This window comes from Pseudarthrobacter sp. NPDC092424 (assembly GCF_044754925.1).
GTDB lineage: Bacteria > Actinomycetota > Actinomycetes > Actinomycetales > Micrococcaceae > Arthrobacter.
This window is the reverse complement of sequence record NZ_JBIVQC010000009.1, coordinates 49,945-73,503: the sequence shown is the minus strand read 5'-3', so window position 1 is coordinate 73,503 and position 23,559 is coordinate 49,945. Positions and strand designations below refer to the sequence as shown.

At 66.8% G+C, this 23,559-nt stretch carries 22 protein-coding genes and 1 tRNA gene; 21 read left to right on the top strand and 2 right to left on the bottom strand.

The window, feature by feature from the left end; genetic code table 11:
- Window positions 1–81: 81 nt before the first annotated feature.
- Window positions 82–543: a succinate dehydrogenase hydrophobic membrane anchor subunit gene (locus tag ACIQCN_RS13040; protein WP_377215272.1), complete on the bottom strand. Its 462-nt coding sequence runs from the start codon at window positions 541–543 to the stop codon at window positions 82–84.
- Between the two features lie 3 nt (window positions 544–546).
- The gene (sdhC, locus tag ACIQCN_RS13035) at window positions 547–927 is read right to left on the bottom strand and encodes a succinate dehydrogenase, cytochrome b556 subunit (protein WP_377215273.1); all 381 of its coding nucleotides are present in this window, start codon (window positions 925–927) and stop codon (window positions 547–549) included.
- Between the two features lie 267 nt (window positions 928–1,194).
- On the opposite strand from sdhC, the gene ACIQCN_RS13030 reads away from it, so the two are divergent.
- From ACIQCN_RS13030 to ACIQCN_RS12930, 21 genes are all read left to right on the top strand, one after another.
- On the top strand, window positions 1,195–2,328 hold the full coding sequence (locus ACIQCN_RS13030; RefSeq protein ID WP_400605774.1) for a mannose-1-phosphate guanylyltransferase: 1,134 nt from the start codon (window positions 1,195–1,197) through the stop codon (window positions 2,326–2,328).
- Window positions 2,329–2,429: 101 nt separating this feature from the next.
- On the top strand, window positions 2,430–3,629 hold the full coding sequence (locus ACIQCN_RS13025; RefSeq protein WP_400605775.1) for an amidohydrolase: 1,200 nt from the start codon (window positions 2,430–2,432) through the stop codon (window positions 3,627–3,629).
- 265 nt (window positions 3,630–3,894) lie between these two features.
- Complete coding sequence (locus ACIQCN_RS13020) at window positions 3,895–4,965, top strand: BMP family protein (protein ID WP_400606400.1); 1,071 nt, start codon at window positions 3,895–3,897, stop codon at window positions 4,963–4,965.
- A gap of 180 nt (window positions 4,966–5,145) precedes the next feature.
- Window positions 5,146–6,708: an ABC transporter ATP-binding protein gene (locus ACIQCN_RS13015; RefSeq protein WP_400611277.1), complete on the top strand. Its 1,563-nt coding sequence runs from the start codon at window positions 5,146–5,148 to the stop codon at window positions 6,706–6,708.
- Complete coding sequence (locus tag ACIQCN_RS13010; protein WP_400605778.1) at window positions 6,701–8,074, top strand: ABC transporter permease; 1,374 nt, start codon at window positions 6,701–6,703, stop codon at window positions 8,072–8,074. The genes ACIQCN_RS13015 and ACIQCN_RS13010 overlap by 8 nt, the downstream gene beginning before the upstream one ends.
- Window positions 8,071–9,390, top strand: a complete 1,320-nt coding sequence (locus tag ACIQCN_RS13005; protein WP_400611276.1) for an ABC transporter permease — start codon at window positions 8,071–8,073, stop codon at window positions 9,388–9,390. The genes ACIQCN_RS13010 and ACIQCN_RS13005 overlap by 4 nt, the downstream gene beginning before the upstream one ends.
- A 5-nt stretch (window positions 9,391–9,395) precedes the next feature.
- Complete coding sequence (locus ACIQCN_RS13000) at window positions 9,396–9,806, top strand: cytidine deaminase (RefSeq protein ID WP_400611275.1); 411 nt, start codon at window positions 9,396–9,398, stop codon at window positions 9,804–9,806.
- Window positions 9,803–11,119, top strand: coding sequence for a thymidine phosphorylase (locus ACIQCN_RS12995; protein ID WP_400611274.1), 1,317 nt, complete (start codon window positions 9,803–9,805; stop codon window positions 11,117–11,119). The genes ACIQCN_RS13000 and ACIQCN_RS12995 overlap by 4 nt, the downstream gene beginning before the upstream one ends.
- 7 nt (window positions 11,120–11,126) lie before the next feature.
- On the top strand, window positions 11,127–11,756 hold the full coding sequence (locus tag ACIQCN_RS12990) for a DedA family protein (protein ID WP_400611273.1): 630 nt from the start codon (window positions 11,127–11,129) through the stop codon (window positions 11,754–11,756).
- Between the two features lie 78 nt (window positions 11,757–11,834).
- Window positions 11,835–12,557, top strand: coding sequence for a DedA family protein (locus ACIQCN_RS12985; RefSeq protein WP_400611272.1), 723 nt, complete (start codon window positions 11,835–11,837; stop codon window positions 12,555–12,557).
- Between the two features lie 39 nt (window positions 12,558–12,596).
- Entirely contained in the window at window positions 12,597–13,745 is a 1,149-nt protein-coding gene (locus tag ACIQCN_RS12980; RefSeq protein ID WP_400611271.1) for an adenosine deaminase, read from the top strand.
- Between the two features lie 61 nt (window positions 13,746–13,806).
- The gene (locus tag ACIQCN_RS12975) at window positions 13,807–14,394 is read left to right on the top strand and encodes a MazG nucleotide pyrophosphohydrolase domain-containing protein (RefSeq protein WP_400611310.1); all 588 of its coding nucleotides are present in this window, start codon (window positions 13,807–13,809) and stop codon (window positions 14,392–14,394) included.
- A 122-nt stretch (window positions 14,395–14,516) separates the two neighbouring features.
- Window positions 14,517–15,797 (top strand): phosphopyruvate hydratase, encoded by a 1,281-nt coding sequence (gene eno / locus ACIQCN_RS12970; protein ID WP_400605795.1) that lies wholly within the window; start codon window positions 14,517–14,519, stop codon window positions 15,795–15,797.
- 175 nt (window positions 15,798–15,972) lie between these two features.
- Window positions 15,973–16,560 carry a septum formation initiator family protein gene (locus ACIQCN_RS12965; protein WP_400605797.1) on the top strand — a complete coding sequence of 196 codons (588 nt, stop codon included), beginning with the start codon at window positions 15,973–15,975 and terminating at the stop codon, window positions 16,558–16,560.
- A 28-nt stretch (window positions 16,561–16,588) separates the two neighbouring features.
- Entirely contained in the window at window positions 16,589–17,260 is a 672-nt protein-coding gene (locus ACIQCN_RS12960) for a DUF501 domain-containing protein (RefSeq protein ID WP_400605798.1), read from the top strand.
- Complete coding sequence (locus ACIQCN_RS12955; protein WP_400611270.1) at window positions 17,257–18,204, top strand: exopolyphosphatase; 948 nt, start codon at window positions 17,257–17,259, stop codon at window positions 18,202–18,204. Before ACIQCN_RS12960 ends, ACIQCN_RS12955 begins: the two co-directional genes overlap by 4 nt.
- A gap of 3 nt (window positions 18,205–18,207) precedes the next feature.
- A complete protein-coding gene (locus ACIQCN_RS12950) occupies window positions 18,208–19,593 on the top strand; it encodes a S8 family serine peptidase (RefSeq protein ID WP_400611269.1) in 1,386 nt (461 codons plus the stop codon).
- A 72-nt stretch (window positions 19,594–19,665) separates the two neighbouring features.
- Window positions 19,666–21,111, top strand: a complete 1,446-nt coding sequence (locus ACIQCN_RS12945; protein WP_400611268.1) for an NAD(P)/FAD-dependent oxidoreductase — start codon at window positions 19,666–19,668, stop codon at window positions 21,109–21,111.
- Between the two features lie 107 nt (window positions 21,112–21,218).
- Window positions 21,219–21,638, top strand: coding sequence for an ACT domain-containing protein (locus ACIQCN_RS12940; protein WP_400605806.1), 420 nt, complete (start codon window positions 21,219–21,221; stop codon window positions 21,636–21,638).
- A 39-nt stretch (window positions 21,639–21,677) separates the two neighbouring features.
- Window positions 21,678–21,751, top strand: a tRNA-Leu gene (locus tag ACIQCN_RS12935).
- A 219-nt stretch (window positions 21,752–21,970) separates the two neighbouring features.
- A complete protein-coding gene (locus ACIQCN_RS12930) occupies window positions 21,971–23,323 on the top strand; it encodes an ABC transporter substrate-binding protein (protein ID WP_400605808.1) in 1,353 nt (450 codons plus the stop codon).
- Window positions 23,324–23,559 lie beyond the last annotated feature (236 nt).

Sequence of the window (23,559 nt, the reverse complement as noted above, 5' to 3'; positions counted from 1 at the left end):
CAATAAAACAACGGGGCGGCGTTGCCTGCTCCGCAAAACAGGGCCCGCGGTAAAGCCCGCGGGCCCGGGATGGTGCTGATGCTAGGCAGGGCAGAATCCGCCGGGCAGCTGGACACCGTCCACCACCGGGCAGGGATCGAAGGTGAAGATCACCAGGGTGCCCAGGACCACGATGACCACCGTGGCCGCGTACAGTACGGTCTTCAGCCAGCGGCGGGTGGAGTCCTTCTCCGCGTAGTCGTTGATGATGGTGCGTACGCCGTTGGTGCCGTGCAGCATAGCCAGCCACAGCATGGCCAGGTCCCAGAACTGCCAGAACGGATCCGCCCACTTGCCGGCCACGAAGCCGAAGTCGATGGCGTGGATGCCCTCGCCCACCAGGAGGTTCACAAAGAGGTGGCCAAAGATAAGGACCACCAGGACCACGCCGGAAAGCCGCATGAAGAGCCATGCGATCATCTCGAAGTTGCCCTTGCTGCCGCCGTGGCGGCGGTACTCGGGAGCGATCCGCCCGCTGCGGGGGCTTTCGATGGTTGCAGACATGGGTCAGTGACCTCCGAAGGCGAGGGACAGGTGGCGGATGGAGAAGCCGATCATGGTGACAGCCCAAAGGCCAAGGACCGCCCACAGCATCTGCCGCTGGTACTTGGGGCCCTTCTTCCAGAAGTCCACGGCGATGATCCGCAGGCCGTTGAAGGCGTGGAAAACGATGGCGGCAACCAGACCGGTCTCGCCCAGCGCCATGAGCGGATTTTTGTAGGCACCGATCACTTCCGTGTAGGCCTCGGGGGACACACGCACCAATGAGGTGTCCAGGACGTGGACCAACAAGAAGAAAAAGATCACTACACCGGTAATACGGTGTCCTACCCAGGACCACATGCCTTCACGGCCGCGGTACAAGGTGCCAGCTGGTTTTGTCGGCACTGATAAACCTCCCTGCAACACAGCGGCGCTGGCATGAGATCCACGCGGGGGGAACGCCTGCTGCGAGAGCACTCGTAGCTCAGGCCTAAATCTAGGCTTCGCTTACAGCTTATTCAATTTAGGGAAGACTTGGTGACCAGCATCGGCGCGGAATTCGCTGTTTTTTGAGACGAACGCCACAAGCCCGGCGGACCGCCTGCGGTTGTGTTGCGCGGCCTGCGGCCGTCCCGGAGGTGCGCCAAGGCCGTTCGGCTAAAGTAAGCCGTGATGACTACAGATAAAGTGACGAGCCCGGCATCACCACTTGACCGCTTTATTGCCGTAATCCCGGCTGGCGGCGTGGGGACCCGGCTTTGGCCCCTGTCACGCGCCGCAGCTCCCAAATTCCTCCACGACCTCACGGGTTCGGGAAGCACGCTGCTGCGTGCCACCTACGACCGGCTGCACCCGCTGGCCGGCAGCCGGATCCTGGTGGTCACCGGCATGGCTCACCGGGATGCCGTGTGCCGGCAGCTCCCGGAACTGCAGGATTCGGACCTGGTCCTCGAGTCCGAGCCGAAGGACTCCGCTGCCGCCATCGGCCTGGCCGCGGCGATCCTGCACCAGCGGGACCCGGACGCCATCATGGGATCCTTCGCGGCTGACCACGTGATCAGCCCCGACGGCCTCTTCCAGGAGGCGGTCCGCGAGGCCATCCACACTGCCGCCGCAGGGAAGATTGTCACGATCGGCATCAAGCCCACCCACCCGTCCACCGGCTTCGGCTACATCCGCTCCGGCCAGGACCTCCGGATTGAGGGCGCTCCGAGTGCGCAGGACGTCGTGGAGTTCGTCGAAAAGCCGGACGAGGCGGTGGCCCGGCAATACGTGGAAAGCGGCAACTACGTCTGGAACGCCGGCATGTTCGTGGCCCCGGTGGCCCTGATGCTCAAGCACCTCGAAGCAAACCAGCCCGGACTTTTCCAGGGCCTGCAGGAGATCGCGGCGGCCTGGGACACCCCGCAGCGTGACGAAGTCACGGCCCGCGTATGGCCCACGCTGCCGAAGATCGCCATCGACTACGCGGTAGCGGAACCTGCCGCCGAAGCCGGGGACGTCGCCGTCGTACCCGGTACTTTCCGGTGGGACGACGTCGGGGACTTCGCCTCGGTGGGCAGGCTTAACAGCGCCCGGGAAGTGGACGACGTCACGGTGCTGGGGGAAGGCGCGCGCGTCTTCACCGAGAACTCCAGCGGCGTGGTGGTCTCCGACACCAAGCGCGTCATCGCCCTGATCGGCATCGAGGACGTGGTCATCGTGGATACGCCGGACGCGCTGCTGGTGACCACCAAGGCCAATTCGCAGCGGGTCAAGGCGGCCGTGGACGCCCTCAAGGCCAGTGGGGACACGGACGTCCTGTGACGCCCTGCGCCGCGTTGCGTTCCGGCGCCCCAAAGGGCCCGGGATGTAACGCAGCGACCGGGATGGCCCCCATTTTCGGCCACCATGGCTAGAGTGAAACAGTGCGCAATTACACTACAGAAGCCCAGCCCACAGCCCTGGTGGCCCCTTGGCTGGACCCGCTCCTGCCGGAACTGATCGAATTCCGCCGGGACCTCCACGCGCATCCCGAACTGTCCTTCAAAGAGTTCCGCACCACAGACAAACTCGCCGAGCGGCTCGAAGCTGCCGGGCTGGCCCCGCGCCGCCTCGAAGGCACCGGCCTGACGGTGGACGTGGGCGAAGGACCCATCGCCACGGCACTCCGCGGCGACATTGACGCGCTGCCCATCATCGAGGAAACCGGCCTTCCGTTCGCTTCCAGAAACCACGGCGTGACCCACGCCTGCGGGCATGACGTGCACACCACCACCATGCTGGGCATCGCCCTGGTGCTCCAGCGGATGCACCTGGAGCAGCCGCTGGGCGGCACCGTCCGGCTGATCTTCCAGCCGGCCGAGGAAACGATGCCCGGCGGCGCGCACGCCTGCATCGAACAGGGGGTCCTCGAAGGCGTGCCGCGGATCCTGGCGCTGCACTGCGACCCGCGCATCGAGGTGGGCAGGATCGGTACCCGCATCGGGGCCATCACCTCCGCCTCGGACACCATCCGCATTGAACTCTCCGGCCGCGGCGGACACACCTCCCGCCCGCACCTCACTGAGGACCTGGTGTTCGCCCTGGCGCAGATCGCCGTGAACGTGCCCGCTGTCCTGTCCCGTCGTGTGGATGTCCGCAGCGGTGTATCCGTGGTGTGGGGGCAGATTTCAGCAGGGTCCGCGCCCAACGCCATTCCCGGTGTGGGTTATATGGCAGGCACTATGCGCTGCCTGGACCGCGATGCCTGGCACGCTGCCGGCGAGCTGCTGGACGAGGTGGTCCACCAGGTTGCCGCGCCCTACGGAGTGGACGTCCGCCTGGAGCACACCAGGGGAGTGCCGCCGGTAGTGAACTCCGAACACGAAACCGCGCTCATTGAAGCCTCCGCCCGCGCGGAAATCGGGGAGGGCGCAGTGGTGCTGACTCCGCAGTCCATGGGCGGGGAGGACTTCGCATGGTTCCTGGCAGATCTCCCCGGAGCCATGATGCGGCTGGGCACCAAGACTCCGGGCGGTGAGGAATACGACCTCCACCGCGGCGATTACATCCTGGACGAGCGGGCCCTGGGCCTGGGCATCCGGGTACTCACCGGAGCGGCACTGCGCACCATCCGCGACCTCTGACGCAAAGCTGCTGGCGCCGTCCTGCGCTACCACTTGGTAACAACTTGTAAACAATCTCCCTCCGGCAACCGGCGTGTGCTAGGGGCCGGTGGCGCAGGCCACTACAGTAGTTGGCATCAGTGCGCTCCGGCGCAGTGCTGCGTGCCCTCAGTGAAAACAGAATTTCAGTGTAGAAACGGACACTCACTGAATTCGAGCCGTAGCGCCACTCTCTCCTGGAGGAATATTGAAGACATCACTGCGTGCACGCCTTAAGCGCGGTTCAATGGCCGGCGTGGCTGCCGTTGGCGCTTCGGCGCTCCTGCTGACGGCCTGCGGTGCGGCCCCGGAAGCCGGCGGCGGATCCACCGAAGCCGCCAGCGACTACACCGGCTGCATCGTCTCGGACTCCGGCGGGTTCGACGACCAGTCCTTCAACCAGTCCTCCTATGAGGGCCTCAAGAAGGCGGAAGCTGACCTGGGCATCAAGGTCAACCAGGTGGAGTCAAAGACGAACAACGACTTCGAGCCCAACCTTCGCGCCATGGTGACGGCAGGCTGCGACCTGACCGTCACGGTGGGCTTCCTGCTGGGCGACGCCACCAAGGCGCAGGCCGAAGCCAACCCGGACAGCCACTTCGCGATCGTCGACTTCGGCTACGAAACCCCCATCGAGAACGTCAAGCCGATCATCTACGACACGGCCCAGGCGGCGTTCCTCGCCGGCTATCTGGCGGCCGGCACCAGCAAGACCGGTACGGTGGCCACCTTCGGCGGGATCAAGATCCCCACCGTCACCATCTTCATGGACGGCTTCGCGGACGGCGTGAAGTACTACAACGAACAGAAGAACAAGAGCGTCAAGCTCCTGGGCTGGAACAAAGAAGCCCAGGACGGCAGCTTCACCGGCGACTTCGAGAAGCAGGACGTGGGCAAGCAGCTCACCCGAAACTTCCTTGACCAGGGCGCTGACATCGTCATGCCCGTTGCAGGCCCCGTGGGCAAGGGCGCCGGAGCGGCGCTGAAGGAAGCGAAGGCTGCCGGCAAGGACGTCAAGCTCATCTGGGTCGACTCCGATGGCTACCTCACCGCCCCGGATTACAAGGACATCATGCTGTCCTCGGTCATGAAGCTGATGGGCGACGCCGTGGAGACCGTGATCAAGGACGATGTCGAGGGCAACTTCGATAACACCCCTTACGTGGGCACCCTGGAGAACGAAGGCGTCCAGCTGGCGCCGTTCCACGATTTCGACTCCGAGGTTCCGGCCGAGCTCAAGTCCGAGCTTGACCAGATCAAGAAGGACATTGTGGACGGCAAGCTGAAGGTCGAATCCGCAGCGAGCCCCAAGGCCTGATCCCTGCCCTGAGCGCCACCCCCGGCTGGTTACAGACTGGCCGGGCGGTGGCGCTTTTTGCTGGCTGCCCGCCTTTCCGGGGGCGCGCCGGCTCATCCAACGGCTGCACCCACTAGGCTGGTGGTGCAGCCGCTTACCCCGTCCGGTCGATCACTGGACGCTTCGAGATTGGTCAGAGTTTTGAAACTTGAACTCAGAGGGATCACAAAACGCTTCGGTACCCTGCTCGCCAACGATCACATTGACGTTGTGGTGGAACCCGGGCAGATCCACTGCCTCCTGGGTGAAAACGGTGCCGGCAAATCCACGCTGATGAACGTGCTGTACGGGTTGTACGAGCCCACCGAGGGCGAGATCCTGGTGGACGGGAGGGCCGTATCGTTCCGCGGACCCGGCGATGCCATGGCCGCAGGCATCGGCATGGTGCACCAGCACTTCATGCTGGTCCCCGTCTTTACTGTGGCCGAAAACGTGGCCCTGGGTGCGGAGCCGACCAAGGCCGCAGGCTTCCTCAACCTGGACGAGACCCGCCGCAGGATCAGGGAGATCTCTGACCAGTACGGCTTTGACGTGGATCCGGACGCACTGGTGGAAGACCTGCCCGTCGGTGTCCAGCAGCGGGTGGAAATCATCAAGGCCCTGGTCCGCAACGCGAAGGTCCTGATCCTGGATGAGCCCACTGCCGTGCTCACCCCGCAGGAGACTGACCAGCTGCTGGACATCATGCGCCAGCTGAAGGCCGGCGGCACCTCCATCGTCTTCATCTCGCACAAGCTGCGCGAGGTCAAGGAAGTGTCGGACACCATCACCGTGATCCGGCGCGGGAAGGTGGTGGGCACGGCCGAGCCGACGGCGTCCACCACAGACCTGGCCTCCATGATGGTGGGCCGCGCGGTCAGCCTGACTCTTGACAAGGCGCCCGCACGCCCGCAGGAGACAACCTTCCAAATCGAGGACCTCACGGTGGTGGCCCCGAACGGCCAGCACGTGGTGGACGGGCTCAGCTTCCACATCGCCCGGGGCGAGATCCTCGCAGTGGCGGGAGTCCAGGGCAACGGCCAGACCGAGCTGACGGAGGCCATCCTGGGCCTCCAGGACCGGGTCACCGGATCCATTCGGCTGGACGGCAGGGAGCTCCTGGGCCGTTCCGTCAAGGAAGTGCTGAACGCCGGCGTCGGGTTTGTTCCCGAAGACCGCAAGGTGGACGGGCTGGTGGGGACCTTCTCCGTGGCCGAGAACCTGGTGCTGGACCTGTACGACAAACCCCCGTACGCCAAGGGCATCAGCATGAGCCCGGCAAAGGTCTTGGATAATGCCAAGGCCCGGATCGACGAGTTCGACGTCCGCACCCCATCCGCCGCCGCGGCGGCCGGAACGCTGTCCGGCGGCAACCAGCAGAAGGTGGTGATGGCCCGCGAGCTGTCCCGCCCGCTGCGCCTCTTCATTGCCAGCCAGCCCACCCGCGGCGTGGACGTGGGGTCCATCGAGTTCCTGCACCGCCGCATCGTGGCCGAGCGGGACCAGGGCACACCCGTCATGATCATCTCCACGGAGCTGGACGAGGTCATGGAACTCGCGGACCGGATCGCGGTGATCTACAAGGGCAAGCTTGTGGGCATCGTCCCAGCCGGCACCGGCCGCGACGTGCTGGGCCTCATGATGGCCGGCATCCGCCCCGAAGACCACCCCCCGGTCCAGCGCCCCGCAACCTCCGAGGACGCCGAAGGAGGCGACCATGACTGACAAGCACGAACCGAAGCACGTGGCCGGCGGAGAACCCGCCGCCCCGCACCATCCGAGCCCGGCGGAGGAGGAGACCGCCGCCGTCGTCTCCGTCGATACTGCCGGCGGCGCCATGGAACCGTCGGCCGTCCCCGCCACCGCGCAAAGCGGCCTCCTGCCCGGCCAGCCTGACACACTCCTGCGGCGGATCTTCACCGGCAGCGGGATGGTCTCCGTTCTGGCCGTACTCCTGGCGCTGATTATCGGCGGCCTGCTGATTGCCAGCACGGACAAGCAGGTCGCAACCACCGGCGGATACTTCCTTGCCCGCCCCACGGACTTCCTGGCGGCGGTCTGGAACGCGGCCACGGGCTCCTATATCGCGCTGTTCCAGGGGGCGGTTTTCAACCCGCGCGGCGCCAGCGCCGCGGCGCAGTTCGCGCCGTTCATGGAGACGCTGACCATCGCCACCCCGCTGATCACCGCGGGCCTGGGCGTCGCGCTGGCGTTCCGTGCGGGCCTGTTCAACATTGGTGCCCAGGGCCAGATCATCATGGGCGGCATCCTGGCTGCCTGGGTGGGGTTCGCGCTCCACCTGCCTCTGGGCCTGCACCTGCTGCTGGTCCTGGTGGCCGGCATCGCCGGCGGTGCCCTGTGGGGCGGGCTCGTCGGCGTACTTAAGGCCCGCACCGGCGCCCACGAGGTCATCCTGACCATCATGTTCAACTACATCGCGCTGTATTTCCTGCGCTTCCTGATGAGTACACCCGCCTTCCAGCGCCCGGGTGAGACCAACCCCATTTCGCCTGTCCTGGACCCCACGGCGGTATACCCGCAGATCCTGGGTAGCCAGTACCGGCTGCACCTGGGCTTCATCCTGGCCATCGGTGCCACGCTGCTGGTGTGGTGGCTGCTCAACCGCTCCACCGTGGGCTTCGAGTTCCGCGCGGTGGGCGCCAACCCCAGCGCCGCCCGCACGGCCGGCATCAACGTATCCAGATCCACCATCCTGGTCATGGCCATCGCAGGCGCCCTCGCGGGCATGTCCGGCGTGGCGCAGGTGGCCGGCACCGAAAAGGTCCTGACAGACGGGGTGGCCGCCACTTACGGTTTCGACGCGATCACCGTCGCGCTGCTGGGACGTTCGACGCCGTGGGGAACCTTTGCAGCCGGCCTGCTGTTCGGTGCCTTCCGCGCCGGGGCGGTCCAAATGCAGATCCAGACCGGCACCCCCATCGACATCGTCCTGGTGGTCCAGTCGCTGATCGTCCTGCTTATTGCGGCCCCGCCGCTGGTCCGTGCGGTGTTCGGGCTTAATCCCCGCCGCCGCAAGCCCGTCCGCGCCACCAAGTCCCGTCAGGCAGCTTCCACCGGAGGTGCAGCATGAGCACGACAGTTTCCCCGCCCCGCGCCGGAAAGCCCCAGCCGGAGGGCCCCGCCGGCGGTCCCGTAACCCTTTCGGGCAAGCCGGTCACCTGGAAGACCCCGGTGATGCTGTCCGCTCTGGCGCTTGTGGCGCTGGTTTTCTTCGGTTTCATGGGGCCGCGCCAGACGGCAAGCTTCGGCATTTCCACCGGCAGCGACTTCTTCCAGTTGCCCGCGCTGCAGGTGGACGCCTTCGTTGCCGGGCTGGTTCTGGCCACCATCATGGCGGGCCTGGCCGCCTACTCGGTATACCTCAAGACCAAGGGCCGTCCCACCCCGGGCTGGGCGGCAATCGTGTTCACGGTCCTGTTCGTGGCCGCGTTCCTCATCTGGGTGGTGGGCGGCGCCCGCACCCCGAACATCTCCCTGGCCGGCCTCATCGCCGGGTCCTTGACCCTGGCCGTTCCCTTGGTGTTCGGCTCCCTGTCCGGCGTGCTCTGTGAGCGGGTCGGGGTGGTCAACATCGCCATCGAAGGCCAGTTGCTCGGCGGTGCCTTCACTGCGGCCATCGTGGCCACCGTGACGCAGAACCCCTTCATTGGCCTGCTCGCGGCGGCGGTGGCCGGTGCGCTGGTATCCATGGTGCTGGCCGTGTTCAGCATCAAGTACCTGGTGAACCAGATCATTGTGGGCGTGGTCCTGAACGTCCTGGTATCCGGCGTGACGGGCTTCCTCTTCAGCACAGTGATGCAGGCGGACAAGGCAAAGTTCAACGCGCCCCCCGGCCTGGAAGTCATTGCGATCCCCGTCCTGTCCGGCATTCCGATCATCGGACCCATCCTGTTCCGGCAGTCCCTGGTGGGCTACCTGATGTACGTGGCCGTGATCGCTGTCTGGATCGGACTGTTCAAGACCCGATGGGGCCTGCGGGTCCGCGCCGTGGGCGAGCACCCGCAGGCGGCTGACACCCTGGGCATCAATGTGAACCTCACCCGCTTCTGGAACGTCACCCTGGGTGGTGCCGTGGCCGGCATCGGCGGTTCCTTCTTCACCCTCGTGGCCATTGACAGCTTCACCAAGGAGATCTCCGGCGGGCGCGGCTTCATCGCCCTCGCCGCACTGATCTTTGGCCGCTGGAACCCCATCGGCGCGTTCTTTGCCGCGCTGCTGTTCGGTTTCGCCGACAACCTGCAGAGCATCGTGACCATCATCGGAACCCCCGTACCCAGCCAGTTCATGGCCATGCTGCCGTACCTGGTCACCGTGCTGGCGGTGGCGGGGCTGGTGGGCAGGTCCCGGGGTCCCGCGGCCAGCGGCATTCCGTACGTCAAAGGATGAGCGCCGTGGAAACAGCGCCGCAAGCGGTGGATTGGTCCGCGTTGGCAGAGGCGGCCACCGCCGCCATGCGCAACGCGTACGCACCCTATTCCCGTTTTCCGGTGGGGGCCGCTGCCCTCACCGCCGACGGCCGGATCGTCAGCGGCTGCAATGTGGAAAATGCCAGCTACGGTCTGACCCTCTGCGCAGAGTGCGCCCTGGTGGGCAACCTCCACATGACCGGCGGCGGCCGGTTGCGTGCCTTCTACTGCGTGGACGGCGGGGGTAACATCCTCATGCCCTGCGGCCGTTGCCGGCAGCTGCTGTACGAATTCCGCGCCCCGGACATGGAACTCATGACCACCCAAGGAATCAAGACCATGGACCAGGTCCTCCCGGACGCCTTCGGTCCCGAACACCTGGAGAGAACCCGATGACCCAGACCCATGCTGAGGCGTTCGACGCCGTGGACATCATCCGGATCAAGCGCGACAAGGGCGCGCTGAGCCCGGAACAGATCGACTGGACCATCGACGCCTATACCCGCGGGGCGATCGCCGATGAACAGATGGCGGCCCTGAACATGGCCATCCTGCTCAACGGCATGGACCGCGCGGAGATTGCCCGGTGGACCGCCGCGATGATCGCCTCCGGCGAGACCATGGACTTCTCCAGCCTCCGCCGGCCGGACGGCGGCCTGAAGTACACCTCGGACAAGCACTCCACCGGTGGCGTGGGAGACAAGATCACCTTGCCGCTGGCGCCCCTGGTGGCCGTGTTCGGAGTGGCCGTGCCCCAGCTGTCCGGCCGCGGCCTGGGCCACACCGGCGGCACGCTGGACAAGCTTGAGTCCATTCCGGGCTGGCGCGCGTCCCTGACCAACGAGGAAATGCTGGCCCAGCTCCAGGACGTGGGAGCCGTGATCTGTGCCGCCGGCGCGGGGCTGGCACCCGCGGACAAGAAGCTCTATGCCCTCCGCGATGTCACAGGAACCGTGGAGGCCATCCCGCTGATCGCCTCCTCCATCATGAGCAAGAAGATCGCCGAAGGCACCGGTTCCCTGGTCCTTGACGTGAAGGTGGGCAGCGGTGCATTCATGAAGGACCAGGCCAAGGCGCGGGAGCTGGCCGAGACCATGGTGGCGCTGGGCAAGGACGCCGGGGTCAACACTGTTGCCCTGCTCACCAACATGGACACTCCGTTGGGCCTCACCGCGGGCAATGCCATCGAGGTGGAGGAATCCGTCGAGGTGCTGGCCGGCGGCGGGCCTGCAGACGTGGTGGAGCTGACGGTCCGGCTCGCCGAGGAGATGCTCGCGTGCGCAGGTGTGCACGACGCCGATCCCGCCGCAGCGCTGCGGGACGGCCGTGCCATGGACGTGTGGAACCGCATGATCGAGGCCCAGGGCGGCGATCCGCGCGCCACGCTTCCCGTCGCCCGCGAGTCAGAGGTGGTCTACGCCCCGGCTGACGGCGTGCTGGTGGAACTCGACGCCCTCTCCGTCGGTGTGGCTGCGTGGCGCCTTGGCGCCGGCCGTGCCCGCAAGGAGGACGCGGTGCAGGCCGGGGCAGGGGTTAGGATGCACGCCAAGCCCGGCGCCGTGGTCCGTGCAGGGGAACCCCTGATGACCCTGCTCACCGACACGCCGGAGCGGTTTGAGCGGGCCAGGGAAGCCCTGGAGGGCGCCGTGGTTATCGCCCCCGAAGGCTCACGTCCCGCCCAGCAGTTGATCATCGACCGCATCGCCTAGGAAACCGATGCAGGCCGTCAGTGACTTCATTCTCGCAGCAGCCGGCCAGCCCTGGGTGCTGGTCCTGGTCCTGGCGTGCTGCATCATTGACGGCTTCTTCCCGCCCATCCCGAGCGAGTCGGTGGTGGTGGGCCTGGCCGCCGTTGCGGCCACCGCGCAGGTTCCCAACCCCGGGGTCCTGATGCTGGTGGCCGCGGCGGGGGCGTTTTCCGGGGACAACATCGCCTACCTGATCGGCCGCCGGGTGGGCACCACCCGCTGGTCATGGATGCGCGGTCCCCGAATGCAGGGGGCGTTCCGCTGGGCCGGCCGGGAGTTGCGCAAGCGCCCGGCAGCCCTGATCCTCGTGGCCAGGTTCGTCCCCATCGGGCGCGTCGCCGTCAACCTCACCGCCGGTGTCACCGGCTATCCGCACGCCAGGTTCGTAGGGCTCACGGTGTTGTCCGCCACGCTGTGGGCGGCATACTCGGTGGGCATCGGCCTGTTTTTTGGCCAGTGGTTCGAGGACAACCACCTCCTTGGCGCTGCCATCGCCATTGTGTGCGCCGTGGCCCTGGGCATCGTGGTGGACGTGGCCGTCAACCGTTTCCGGCACAAGCCGCCCATCGTGGAACGCATGAAGGAACCGGAAGCGTAGCGAATCCGCCGAGCCCGTGGGACACTTAGGGAGCGATTTCCGTCACGTTGACGGCGTTTTTCCGAGAAGCAGGACCGCGTGGATTTTATAAGTGAGGCCGTGCTCCATGCGGCGGGCCAATGGTGGATCTATCCGGTCCTCCTGCTGTTCTTTTTCGTGGACGGCTTCGCCATGGTGGTCCCCAGCGAAACACTCATCGTGGCTCTGGCGGCCTTTTCCCGGCAGAGCGGGGAGCCGAACCTCTGGATCCTGGGCGGCACGGCGCTGGTCGGTGCCATTGCGGGCGACAACATGGCTTTCATGCTGGGCCGGCGGATCGGCCTGGACCGCTGGCGGTGGATGCGAAGGCCCAAGGTGCGCCGGGCCTTCGACTGGGCCCGCGGTGAGCTGGACAAGCGCGGAGCGGTGCTGATCTTCACCGCGCGCTACATCCCCTGGGGCAGGGTGGCCGTCAACTACGTGGCAGGAAGCACCGGGTTCGGGCACCGCAGGTTCTTCCTGCTGGACGCGTTCGCCTGCCTGACGTGGGTGGGCTACTCCATCGGCATCGGCCTGCTGGCAAGCTCGTTCCACTGGCTGCACGACAGCCCGCTGCTCAGCGCCGGAATCGCCGTGGTGTTCGCCGTTGTCCTGGGCATCGTCATGGACCACCTGCTGCGGTGGTGGCACCGCCACCTGTCCCGCAACGATGCGGCAGAGGTGGACCAATGGCTCGACGGCGGCCCTTCAGGCACGCTGAATCCGGAACCCGACGATTTCCTGGCCCCGGTTCCGCGCGAGAGCAGGCCGGCACCGGAATAGGCGCTGGCATTGCGCCTGCACCCACCCTAAGGTGGGTACGTGACTGAGCCTATTGCTGACCCCGCCCCCGCCATCGAGTTCGACCTGAAGACCCTGCCGAAGGTTTCCCTGCACGACCACCTGGACGGGGGACTCCGCCCGGCCACCATCATTGAACTGGCAGCCGCCGTGGGACACACCCTGCCGTCCACCGATCCCGTGGCCCTTGGCGAGTGGTTCCGCGAATCCGCGGATTCCGGCTCCCTGGTCCGCTACCTCGAGACGTTCGACCACACCATCGCCGTCATGCAGACCCACGAGGGCCTGTACAGGGTAGCGAAGGAGTTCGTGGAGGACCTGGCAGACGACGGCGTGGTCTACGGCGAAGTCCGCTGGGCCCCGGAGCAGCACCTGCAGAAGGGCCTGACCCTGGACGAGGCCGTCGAGGCCGTCCAGGAGGGACTGGAAGCCGGCGTTGAAGCCGTCAGCGACTCCGGCCGGGAAATCCAGGTGGGCCAGCTCATCACCGCCATGCGCCACGCGGACCGCGGCCAGGAAATCGCCGAGCTCGCCGTCCGCCACCGCAACAGGGGTGCCGTGGGCTTCGATATCGCCGGGGCCGAGGACGGCTTCCTGCCTGCCCGCTTCCGGGATGCCTTCACCTACCTCGCCCAGCACAACTTCCCGGCCACCGTCCACGCGGGCGAGGCGGCCGGCCTCGAAAGCATCCAGTCCGCCCTGGTGGACGGCCGCGCGCTGCGCCTGGGCCACGGCGTCCGTATCGCCGAAGACATCATGGTGGAGTTCGACGACGACGCCACCGACGAGGGCGACGGCGAGGACAGCATCGGCCTGGTTACCCTCGGGGATCTCTCCAGCTGGGTGCGGGACCGCGGCATAGCGCTGGAAATCTGCCCGTCCTCCAACCTCCAGACGGGTGCCATTGCCGGCTTCGGCGAAGGCATCGAGAGCCACCCGCTGGACATGCTCTACCAGCTGGGCTTCAACGTCACCATCAACACGGACAACCGGCTAATGAGCGGTGTAACCCTCACCGACGAGTTCGACCTCCTGGTGGAGACGTTCGACTACGACCTGGACGACCTGCTGGAGCTGACGCTCAACGCCGCCGAGGCCTCCTTCCTGCCCCTTGAGGAAAAGGAAGCGCTGGTGGAGTACATCAACGACGCCTACGCCAATCTTGGCTAAGGAAGCGCCCGTCGAAAGGCTCCTGACGGTCATTGCCAGGCTGCGGGAGCACTGCCCGTGGATGGGCGCGCTGACGCATGCCTCCCTGGTGGAGTACCTCCTCGAGGAGGCCTACGAGGTGGCAGAGACCATCGAGGCGGGACACCCCGACGCCGAGCTCCGGGGGGAGCTGGGCGACGTCCTGCTCCAGGTAGTGCTGCATGCCCGCCTCGCGGAGGAACGCGGCGCGTTCACGTTCGACGACGTGGCCCGCGGCCTGGATGCCAAAATGGTCCGGCGCAACCCTCACGTGTTCCGCCCCGACGGCTCACTGCAGGACACCTTCCCGGCCACCGTGGCGGAGATCGAGCAGAAGTGGGACGCGGTCAAACGCGCCGAACGGCCGGCCGGCCGCGGCCCCTTCGACGGTATTCCGCTCGCCCTGCCGGCCCTGGCCAGGGCACAGAAGTCGCTGGACCGGGCCGCCCGCGCCGGCCTGGGGCTGCCGCCCGCAGCCCCTGCCCCCGCAACGGAGGAAGCGCTCGGGGAGCTGCTGTTCGGCGTCGTGCGTTCGGCGCAGGCTGCCGGACTGGATGCCGAGCGTGCACTGCGCGGGGCGGTGCGGCGGTACCAGGAGGACGCCGCGAAGGCCGGACACGCGCCATCATGACGTCCGGAGGCTGGATAGGTTTCCGTAACCTGAACCACTCTCGACTACGCTGGTCCCTGACGAGGACGTCGAATTTTTCTGCCACAGTCCCCCTGGTTAATCGCCCATAAGGAGCAAAATTCATGGCGCTTATCGATGCCATCCACGCCCGCGAGATCCTCGATTCCCGCGGCAACCCCACCGTAGAAGTCGAGGTCCTGCTCTCTGACGGCCAGATCGGCCGCGCAGCCGTCCCCTCCGGCGCCTCCACCGGCGAGCACGAAGCCGTGGAACTGCGCGACGGCGACAAGGGCCGCTACCTCGGCAAGGGCGTCCAGAAAGCCGTTGACGCCATCATCGACCAGATCGCTCCGGCCCTCACCGGCTTCGACGCCACCGACCAGCGCAGCATCGACCAGGCCATGCTGGACCTGGACGGCACCCCCAACAAGGGCAAGCTGGGCGCCAACGCCATCCTGGGCGTGTCCCTGGCCGTGGCCAACGCCGCTGCCGCCTCCGCGGACCTGCCGCTGTACAAGTACCTCGGCGGCCCCAACGCGCACGTTCTGCCCGTGCCCCTGATGAACATCCTCAACGGCGGATCGCACGCGGACTCCGACGTTGACATCCAGGAATTCATGATCGCCCCCATCGGCGCCGAGACCTTCTCCGAAGGCCTGCGCTGGGGCGTTGAGGTCTACCACAACCTCAAGTCCGTCCTGAAGGAAAAGGGCCTGTCCACCGGCCTGGGCGACGAGGGCGGCTTCGCCCCGAACCTGCCCTCCAACCGTGCGGCACTGGACCTGATCCAGGAAGCCATCAAGAACGCCGGCTACACCCCCGGCAAGGACATCGCCCTGGCGCTGGACGTTGCCTCCTCCGAGTTCTTCAAGGACGGCGCCTACCAGTTCGAAGGCAAGTCCCTGTCCGCGAGCGAGATGAGCGCCTACTACGCCGGGCTCGTGGCAGACTACCCGCTGGTGTCCATCGAGGACCCGCTGGACGAGAACGACTGGGAAGGCTGGAAGACCCTCACCGACACCATCGGCGACAAGGTCCAGCTGGTGGGTGACGACCTCTTCGTCACCAACCCGTCCATCCTGCAGCGCGGGATCGACACCAAGACCGCCAACTCCCTGCTGGTCAAGGTGAACCAGATCGGCTCGCTCACGGAAACCCTCGACGCCGTCAGCCTGGCCCAGCGCGCCGGCTACACCACCATCACCTCGCACCGCTCCGGCGAGACCGAGGACACCACCATCGCCGACATCTCGGTTGCCACCAACGCCGGCCAGATCAAGACCGGCGCCCCGGCACGCTCCGAGCGCGTAGCCAAGTACAACCAGCTGCTGCGCATCGAAGAAGAGCTCGACGACGCCGCACGCTACGCCGGCCGCAGCGCCTTCCCGCGTTTCAAGGGCTAGTAGCCGCACCTGCACCGCAACGGTGGCTATGGTTGAAAGACCATAGCCACCGTTGCCGTTTTCCGGCAGCACTGCCCAACAAGTCCCGTCCGCCAACGAGTTCCACCCAGTTCCGGCCCGGCCTGTGGCTGCCACCGCAGGGCCGCGTGTTCCAGCCGCGTGTTTCAGGAGTGTCATGGCTACCCGCCGTCCCAAAGTCCCCAAGGTCGCCCCGGCCCGTCCCGCCGGGGGCTCCCCGGACGGCGCCGACGTCATCCGGGCAGACTTCGGGGCAGGGAAAGCGCCGGAGGAGACGCAGGAGAGGGCTCATGAGGGGAGCAGCGGCAGCAGCCGTGCCACGCAGCCCGCCCCGCCTGAGGAAGTTACGCAGCCCGTGCCCGCCAAGGCGTTCTCCGGACGCATGCTGGCCCTCGCCGTCGTGATGATTGCGATCACCATCATGCTGGCGCCCACCGTGAAGGTGTTCTTCGATAAACGGGCCGAAATCGAGGCCCTGAACGCGGACATCGCGGCCCGCGAGGCCGAGGGCGACGCCCTGCGCAGGCAGGTTTCGCGGTGGCAGGACCCCAACTACGTGAAACAGCAGGCCCGCGACCGCATTAACATGGTTATGCCGGGAGAAACCGGTTACTGGGTTTTCGGCAGCGACCTGCCTGCCGGAGAAAGCAGTAGCCAGCCCGGAGCAGCAGCAGCACAAGACCCCGCCGATCTGCCGTGGGTGGATTCCCTGTGGGAGTCCATCCGGCGCGCGGCCACAGACTGAACCGCAACAGGAAGGACGGCCCGCGACGATGGAACCCACCACGGCAGCCGCCCGGGAAGACTCCCGCCAACCATCTGCACGCGATCTTGAAGTCCTGAGCCGGCAGCTCGGACGGCCGGTGCGGGATGTGGTGGAGATTCCGGCACGCTGCGTCTGCGGCAACCCTCTCGTGGCCGCTACGGCACCGCGGCTCGGCAACGGGACCCCGTTCCCCACCACCTTTTACCTGACCCACCCGGTCATCACCTCGGCAGTGTCGCGGCTCGAAGCCGCAGGCGTCATGAACGAGATGAACGGACGCCTTGCCGAAGACGGGGAACTGTCAGCGGCCTACCGCGCCGCCCACGACGCCTACCTGGCCGCGCGGCAGGCCATCGGCGATCGCTGCGGCACAGGAGACGTTCCAGAGATCGACGGCATCTCCGCCGGCGGAATGCCCACCCGTGTCAAATGCCTCCATGTCCTGGTGGGCCATTCACTCGCTGCCGGCCCGGGCGTAAACCCGCTGGGCGACGAAGCCCTGCACCTCATCAGCGAATGGTGGAGCAAAGAACGCTGCTATTGCGACGGCGCCTGGGACACCACGGGCGAAGCCCCCTCCCGGGACCTAAGCCGCCACGGCCCCCAGGGACTGCCGGACATTGTGGGCCGGCCCGCGCCGGTCCGCAAAGCGGCCGGCCCCGGCGGAGCCGCCGAATGACCCGCGTTGCCGCGATCGACTGCGGCACCAACTCCATCCGCCTGCTTATCGCGGACATCGACCGCAGCAGCGGCACGCCAGTCCTCACCGACGTGGTCCGCGAGATGCGGGTGGTCCGGCTGGGCCAGGGCGTGGATGCCACCGGCGAACTTGCCCCCGAGGCGCTGGAGCGTACTTTCGCCGCCACCGCCTCCTATGCGCAGCTGATCAAGGATCACGGCGCGGAGAAAGTCCGCTTCACCGCAACGTCGGCAAGCCGTGACGCCCGCAACCGGCAGGTCTTCGTGGACGGCATCCGTGATCTTCTGGGCGTGGAGCCCGAGGTGATCTCGGGGGCCGAGGAAGCCGCCCTGTCCTTCGCCGGGGCCAGCAGCGTGCTGCCCATCCTGGACGGACATCAGGTCCTGGTTGTGGATCTCGGTGGCGGCAGCACGGAATTCGTGCTGGGAACCGCTGCCGGCGTCACCGCGGCGAAGTCCGTGGACATCGGCTGCGTGCGGCTGACCGAGCGGCACCTGGCCGGCGATCCGCCCACCGCGGAACAGATCGCCGCCGCGGAAGCCGACGTGGACGCCGCCATTGCCCGCGCACGCGAAGACGTCCCACTGGACCAGGCCACCGCCGTCGTAGGCGTTGCCGGCTCAGTTACCACCATCACCGCGCACGCCCTGCGGCTGGCGGAATACTCGCCGGACGCCATCCACGGTGCCGAACTCCCCATAGCCGCTGTACGGGAAGCTGCCGCGGAGCTGCTGCGGATGCCCCGCGCCGCCAGGGCCGCCCTGCCCTACATGCATCCGGGCCGGGTTGACGTTATCGGCGCCGGGGGACTGGTGTGGCGGCGCATCCTGGAACAGCTTGGTGCCCTGACCGGGGGCCGGATCACCACCGCAACAGCCAGCGAGCACGACATTCTCGACGGCATTGCGCTGAGCATCGGCTGAACCATGGGAGCTTTCAAGGGCGTGACCGCCGCGTTTGGCCAGGCGGCCGCAACGCTGCCGGTGCTGCTGCTGTCCGGCCTCTTCGTGGCCGCCGGTGTTATCAACGCACCGGCAGCACAGGCGGACGACTGGCGGGACAAGCAGTACTGGCTCAAGGAATCCGGCATCACCGAGGCCTGGAATGTGTCCAAGGGCGCCGGGGTGAAGGTGGCTGTGATCGACAGCGGCGTGGACGCCAGGCATCCGGATCTCAAAGGTGCTGTGGCAGGCGGATTCGATGCGTCCGGCTCCGGCGACGCAAACGGCCAGAAGAGCATCGGGGCCAAGCCGGAACACGGCACGCTGGTGGCCACCATCCTTGCCGGGCGCGGCCACCAGCCCAAGGATGCCTCGCCCAGCCCTGTCCCGAAAAGCACCGGCGCGACCGGCCCGGACGGCATGGCAGGGGTTGCTCCTGAAGCCGAGATACTGTCGGTCTCCACCTGGCTGGGGTCGCCCAACCCGTCGGGCAAGAGCGACCAGGACCAGATCCCGGAGGCCGTGCGCTGGGCCGTGGACAACGGTGCCACCGTCATCAATATCTCGCTGGGCAGCACCACGCCGCAATGGCCGCAAAGCTGGGATGCAGCGTTCCTTTACGCCGAGCAGAAGGACGTGGTCATCGTGGCCGCGGCCGGAAACCGCGTGGGCGGAAACATCCAGGTGGGCGCGCCCGCCACGATTCCGGGCGTACTGACCGTGGCCGGGGTGGACCGCAAGGGTGTCGCAAGCGTGGACGCCTCCTCACAGGGGATCAGCATCGGCGTGGCTGCTCCGGCGGAGGATTTGGTGGGCGGAGTCCCGGGCGGTGACTACGCTGAATGGGCCGGCACCTCCGGCTCCGCTCCCATGGTGGCCGGAGTGGCCGCCCTCATCAGGTCCAAGTGGCCGGAGATGAGCGCGGAGCAGGTCATCAACAGGATCGTTTCCACTGCCGACGACGCCGGCCCGGCCGGCAAGGACCCGCTCTATGGCTTTGGCGTGCTGGACGCGGCCGCGGCACTGAAGGATGACGTTCCCGAGGTTTCTGCCAACCCGCTGGGAAGCATCGCCGAGTGGATCCGGGTACACCGGCGGGGCAATCTTTCCACACCCGTCCCGCTGCCCACCGCCGAAGTGCCCAGCGCCGTCCCCACCCTGCCTGAGGCGACGGTGCCTGCCGCCAAGGCACCCTCGCCGCGGGACTCGGCCGTGGGCGCCGCCGTCGTAATCGGTTTTTCGGTGCTGTTCGCGGCGATCATCGCGGCAGCGGCCGTCCAGCTCCGCCGCGCGGCCAGGGACCCGTCGCTGGCGCGCGAGGAACCTTTGACCGGAGCCGTGGAGAAGGTGGATTCACCGGGCAAACCGTAGGTGGTCCCGGCCCTGTCCCAGGCGCGACGCACGCTAGTGAAGATTTTCACAAACTGCTGTATCGTTAGACGCATGGCAACCACCCCAGAGCTCCAGGACCGTCCCAGGGTACTCGTCGTAGGCGGCGGGTACGTCGGCCTGTACGTAGCACTCAAACTGCAGAAGAAGATCGCGAATGCCGGTGGCATCGTCACCCTCGTGGATCCACTGCCCTACATGACCTACCAGCCCTTCCTCCCCGAGGTTGCAGGCGGCAACATCGAGGCCCGCCACGCCGTGGTCTCCCACCGCCAGCACCTCAAGCAGACCGAACTGATCCAGGGCCGCGTGACCTCGATCGACCACGCGAACCGCACCGCCGTCGTGGCCCCCGCTGACGGCGGCGGGCACTTCGAGGTTCCGTACTTCGACGTCGTCCTCGCAGCCGGCGCCATCACCCGTACCTTCCCCATCAAGGGCCTCGCGGACAAGGGCATTGGCCTGAAGACCATCGAGGAAGCCGTTGCGCTGCGCAACAAGGTGCTGGAGCGCATTGAGGTTGCGTCCACCATGACCGACGCCGCCGCGCGCGCCAAGGCGCTCACCTTCGTGGTGGTAGGTGGCGGCTTCGCCGGCATCGAGTGCATCACCGAGATGGAGGACCTGGCCCGCGCCGCGGTCCGCAACAACCCCCGCATCAAGCAGGATGAAGTCCGTTTCGTACTGGTCGAGGCCATGGGCCGCATCATGCCTGAGGTCACCGCTTCCCAGGCCGACTGGGTGGTGGAGCACCTGCGCAGCCGCGGCATCGAGGTGCTGCTGAACACCTCCCTGGACAGCGCCGAGGGCTCCCTCAAGCTCATCAACCTGCCGGACAAGACCCCCGCGCAGGAATTCGAAGCGGACACCCTCGTCTGGACTGCCGGCGTGCAGGCCAACCCGATGGTCCGTTCCACCGACTTCCCGCTGGAGCCCCGCGGCCGCGTCCGCGTCCTTCCGGACCTGCGCATCGGCGGCGATGAAGGCATCGTGGAGAACGCCTGGGCGGCCGGCGACATTGCCGCCGTTCCCGACCTCACGGGCAAGGGCCTCCCGGACGGCACCTGCGTTCCCAACGCCCAGCATGCGCTGCGCCAGGCCAAGCGCCTTGCCAAGAACCTGTGGGCATCCCGCTGGGACAAGCCGATGAAGGACTACAAGCACAAGAACCTTGGCGCAGTGGCCGGCTTCGGCGAATGGAAGGGTGTCGCCAACATCAACCTCCTGGGCCGCATCGGGCTCAAGGGCCCGCTGGCCTGGTTGGCCCACCGTGGCTACCACGGCATGGCGATGCCCACGTTCGAGCGCAAGTTCCGCGTGGTCCTGAACTGGATCATCGCCTTCTTCGCCGGCCGCGACACTACGCAGCTGATGGACCTGGACAACCCGCGGGGTGCCTTCGTGGCCGCTGCCACCCCGGCTCCCAGGCCGGCGGCGGCCCCCGCTCCGGCTGCAGCCGTGCCGGAGGCCAAGGAATCGGCGCCGGCCAACGCCAAGTAGCCCGCCTCCCTTTTGACGCACGACGGCGGCCGTCCCTTTCGGGGGACGGCCGCCGTCGTGCGTTCCCGCAGCGCCCGCTGCCGCGTCCTGCGGCCTAGACTGTCCCCATGAGCGGCGAAATGAACCTGCAGGCCCTGCTGGCAGGCATGCGGCCAATGCAGCGCCATGGTGAGTTTGTGTACGTCCTGTGGCCCCACGGCCGGCCCCTGACGCCCGGCATTGAGGCCGCCGTCCGCGAGGCCGAGGGCCTGACTGTGGTCCTTCCGCGGTCCGTCGCGGACGCGGAAGGGCTCAGCTACGACTTCGTGGCCGCCTGGATCACCCTGGAGGTCCATTCCGCGCTGGAGGCCGTTGGCCTTACCGCCGCCGTCAGCAGGGCGCTTACGGAGGCGGGGATCAGCTGCAACGTGCTGGCCGGGTTCCACCACGACCACCTGCTGGTTCCCGTCGCGCAGGCGCCGCGCGCCCTGCAGGAGTTGGCCGCACTCTCGTCCAGGAACCGCAGGCCGGAGCCCCCGCCTGGCTGATCCGGTCGGCGGGCTGTGACGGGATACCATTGTTGCGGCGCCCCAGTAGCCCAATTGGCAGAGGCATCGGACTTAAAATCCGCGTGTTGTGGGTTCGAGTCCCACCTGGGGTACAAGCGCGAAAAATGCCCGGAAAAGCGCGCCGGGAAGAGGAAGCCGTCCGTTCAGCGGGCGGCTTCCGGCCTTTAATTCCGCATAGGCAACGACTGTTATAAGGATGTGACCTCAATCACTTATTTTCGGCGGGAAATTACATTAGCTTGAACCTGATCAGGAATACCTGATTTTTCGCGTCAAAGGCCGTTCGCACCTTTAGATCGAGGAGCTAGTTCATGACATTATTTCCCCAGGCGGGAACCCGCGTTGCCAAGCTGACAGCGCTTGGCATCGGCGTTGCCTTTATGGCAACGGCTTGCGGCGGTTCGTCCACACCCACGGCGTCCGAGACCGCCTCCGAAGCTGCGGCCGGCATCGCCTGCCCCGCACCTGAAGGCACCGGCGGCGCGGCAGCGAGCCAGGCTCCGGCGCCCGGATCGGTTCCGCCCTCCAGCACCACCACCGATAAGCCTTTGAAGATCGGGTCACTGCTGCCCACCACGGGCTCCCTGGCCTTCCTGGGCCCGCCCGAAATTGCCGGCGTCAACCTTGGTGTCGATGAAGTCAACAAGGCCGGCGGCGTACTGGGCAAGCCCATTCAAGTGGTCCACCGCGACTCCGGCGATACCAAGACGGACATCGCCACCCAGTCCACCTCAGCGCTGCTGGGCCAGGGCGTGAGCGCCATCATCGGCGCCGCATCCTCGGGTGTGTCCAAGACGGTCATCAACCAGATCACCGGCGCGGGCGTCATCCAGTTCTCCCCGGCCAACACGTCTCCGGACTTCACCACTTGGGATGACAAGGGCCTGTACTGGCGTACTGCCCCGTCCGACGTGCTGCAGGGCAAGGTCCTGGGCAACTACATGGCAACGTGTGGTGCCCAGACGGTTGGACTGATCGTCCTCAACGATGCTTACGGCACGGGCCTGGCCAAGAACATCAAGTCGGCTTTCGAGTCCGCCGGCGGCAAGGTTGTGGCCGAAGAACTCTTCAACGAAGGCGACACCCAGTTCAGCAGCCAGGTGGACAAGGTCCTCGCCGCCAAGCCGGACGCCATTGCCCTGATCACCTTCGACCAGGCCAAGAGCATCGTTCCGCTGATCACCGGCAAGGGCGTCAAGCCCACGCAGCTGTTCATGGTGGACGGCAACACGTCCGATTACAGCAAGGACTTCAAGGCAGGCACCCTGAAGGGCGCGCAGGGCACCATCCCCGGTACCTTCGCCAAGGAGGACTTCAAGAAGAAGCTGCTGGCGATCGATCCCGCACTGAAGGACTACAGCTACGCCGGCGAGTCCTACGACGCCGTCAACCTGATCGCACTGGCTTCGGAAGCCGCCAAGAGCACCAAGGGCGTAGACATCGCCGCCAAGCTCAAGGAAGTTTCCGAAGGCGGCGAGAAGTGCACCTCCTACGCAGGCTGTGTCACGCTCCTCCGCGACGGAAAGGACATCGACTACGACGGCCAGTCCGGCCCCGTAACGTTCTCCGACGCGGGTGACCCCACGGAGGCGTACATCGGCATCTACGAGTACCAGGATGACAACACGTACTCCGCAGTGAAGGAAGAGTTCGGCAAGCTCTAAGCCGCTTCCTGACCGACCGAAAGGCCCCCGCCCAGTGACCAGTTCACACCGGGCGGGGGTCTTTTGCTGTCCGCCGCCAAGCCGCCTGCTGAATTGAGGCCGCCTTGCCGAAGGATTGCCTGCCGGCATCGCCTGCCGCTGGCCGGGCTGCCTGCCCTGGCTCCCCGCCCTGCTGGCGTGCCGGCCTGCACCGCAGGCATGCAGAAGGGGCCGCCACCTTGCGGTGACGGCCCCTT

Excerpts from the sequence above, each read along its gene's own strand:
- ACIQCN_RS12930 (WP_400605808.1), top strand. The coding sequence starts at position 21,971 with ATGACATTATTTCCCCAGGCGGGAACCCGCGTTGCCAAGCTGACAGCG.
- ACIQCN_RS12965 (WP_400605797.1), top strand. The coding sequence starts at position 15,973 with ATGGCTACCCGCCGTCCCAAAGTCCCCAAGGTCGCCCCGGCCCGTCCC.
- ACIQCN_RS12960 (WP_400605798.1), top strand. The coding sequence starts at position 16,589 with ATGGAACCCACCACGGCAGCCGCCCGGGAAGACTCCCGCCAACCATCT.
- ACIQCN_RS13030 (WP_400605774.1), top strand. The coding sequence starts at position 1,195 with ATGACTACAGATAAAGTGACGAGCCCGGCATCACCACTTGACCGCTTT.
- ACIQCN_RS13020 (WP_400606400.1), top strand. The coding sequence starts at position 3,895 with ATGGCCGGCGTGGCTGCCGTTGGCGCTTCGGCGCTCCTGCTGACGGCC.
- ACIQCN_RS12950 (WP_400611269.1), top strand. The coding sequence starts at position 18,208 with ATGGGAGCTTTCAAGGGCGTGACCGCCGCGTTTGGCCAGGCGGCCGCA.
- ACIQCN_RS13010 (WP_400605778.1), top strand. The coding sequence starts at position 6,701 with ATGACTGACAAGCACGAACCGAAGCACGTGGCCGGCGGAGAACCCGCC.
- eno (WP_400605795.1), top strand. The coding sequence starts at position 14,517 with ATGGCGCTTATCGATGCCATCCACGCCCGCGAGATCCTCGATTCCCGC.
- ACIQCN_RS13005 (WP_400611276.1), top strand. The coding sequence starts at position 8,071 with ATGAGCACGACAGTTTCCCCGCCCCGCGCCGGAAAGCCCCAGCCGGAG.
- ACIQCN_RS12955 (WP_400611270.1), top strand. The coding sequence starts at position 17,257 with ATGACCCGCGTTGCCGCGATCGACTGCGGCACCAACTCCATCCGCCTG.
- ACIQCN_RS13040 (WP_377215272.1), bottom strand. The coding sequence starts at position 543 with ATGTCTGCAACCATCGAAAGCCCCCGCAGCGGGCGGATCGCTCCCGAG.
- ACIQCN_RS12975 (WP_400611310.1), top strand. The coding sequence starts at position 13,807 with ATGGGCGCGCTGACGCATGCCTCCCTGGTGGAGTACCTCCTCGAGGAG.
- ACIQCN_RS12995 (WP_400611274.1), top strand. The coding sequence starts at position 9,803 with ATGACCCAGACCCATGCTGAGGCGTTCGACGCCGTGGACATCATCCGG.
- ACIQCN_RS12940 (WP_400605806.1), top strand. The coding sequence starts at position 21,219 with ATGAGCGGCGAAATGAACCTGCAGGCCCTGCTGGCAGGCATGCGGCCA.
- ACIQCN_RS12990 (WP_400611273.1), top strand. The coding sequence starts at position 11,127 with ATGCAGGCCGTCAGTGACTTCATTCTCGCAGCAGCCGGCCAGCCCTGG.
- ACIQCN_RS12945 (WP_400611268.1), top strand. The coding sequence starts at position 19,666 with ATGGCAACCACCCCAGAGCTCCAGGACCGTCCCAGGGTACTCGTCGTA.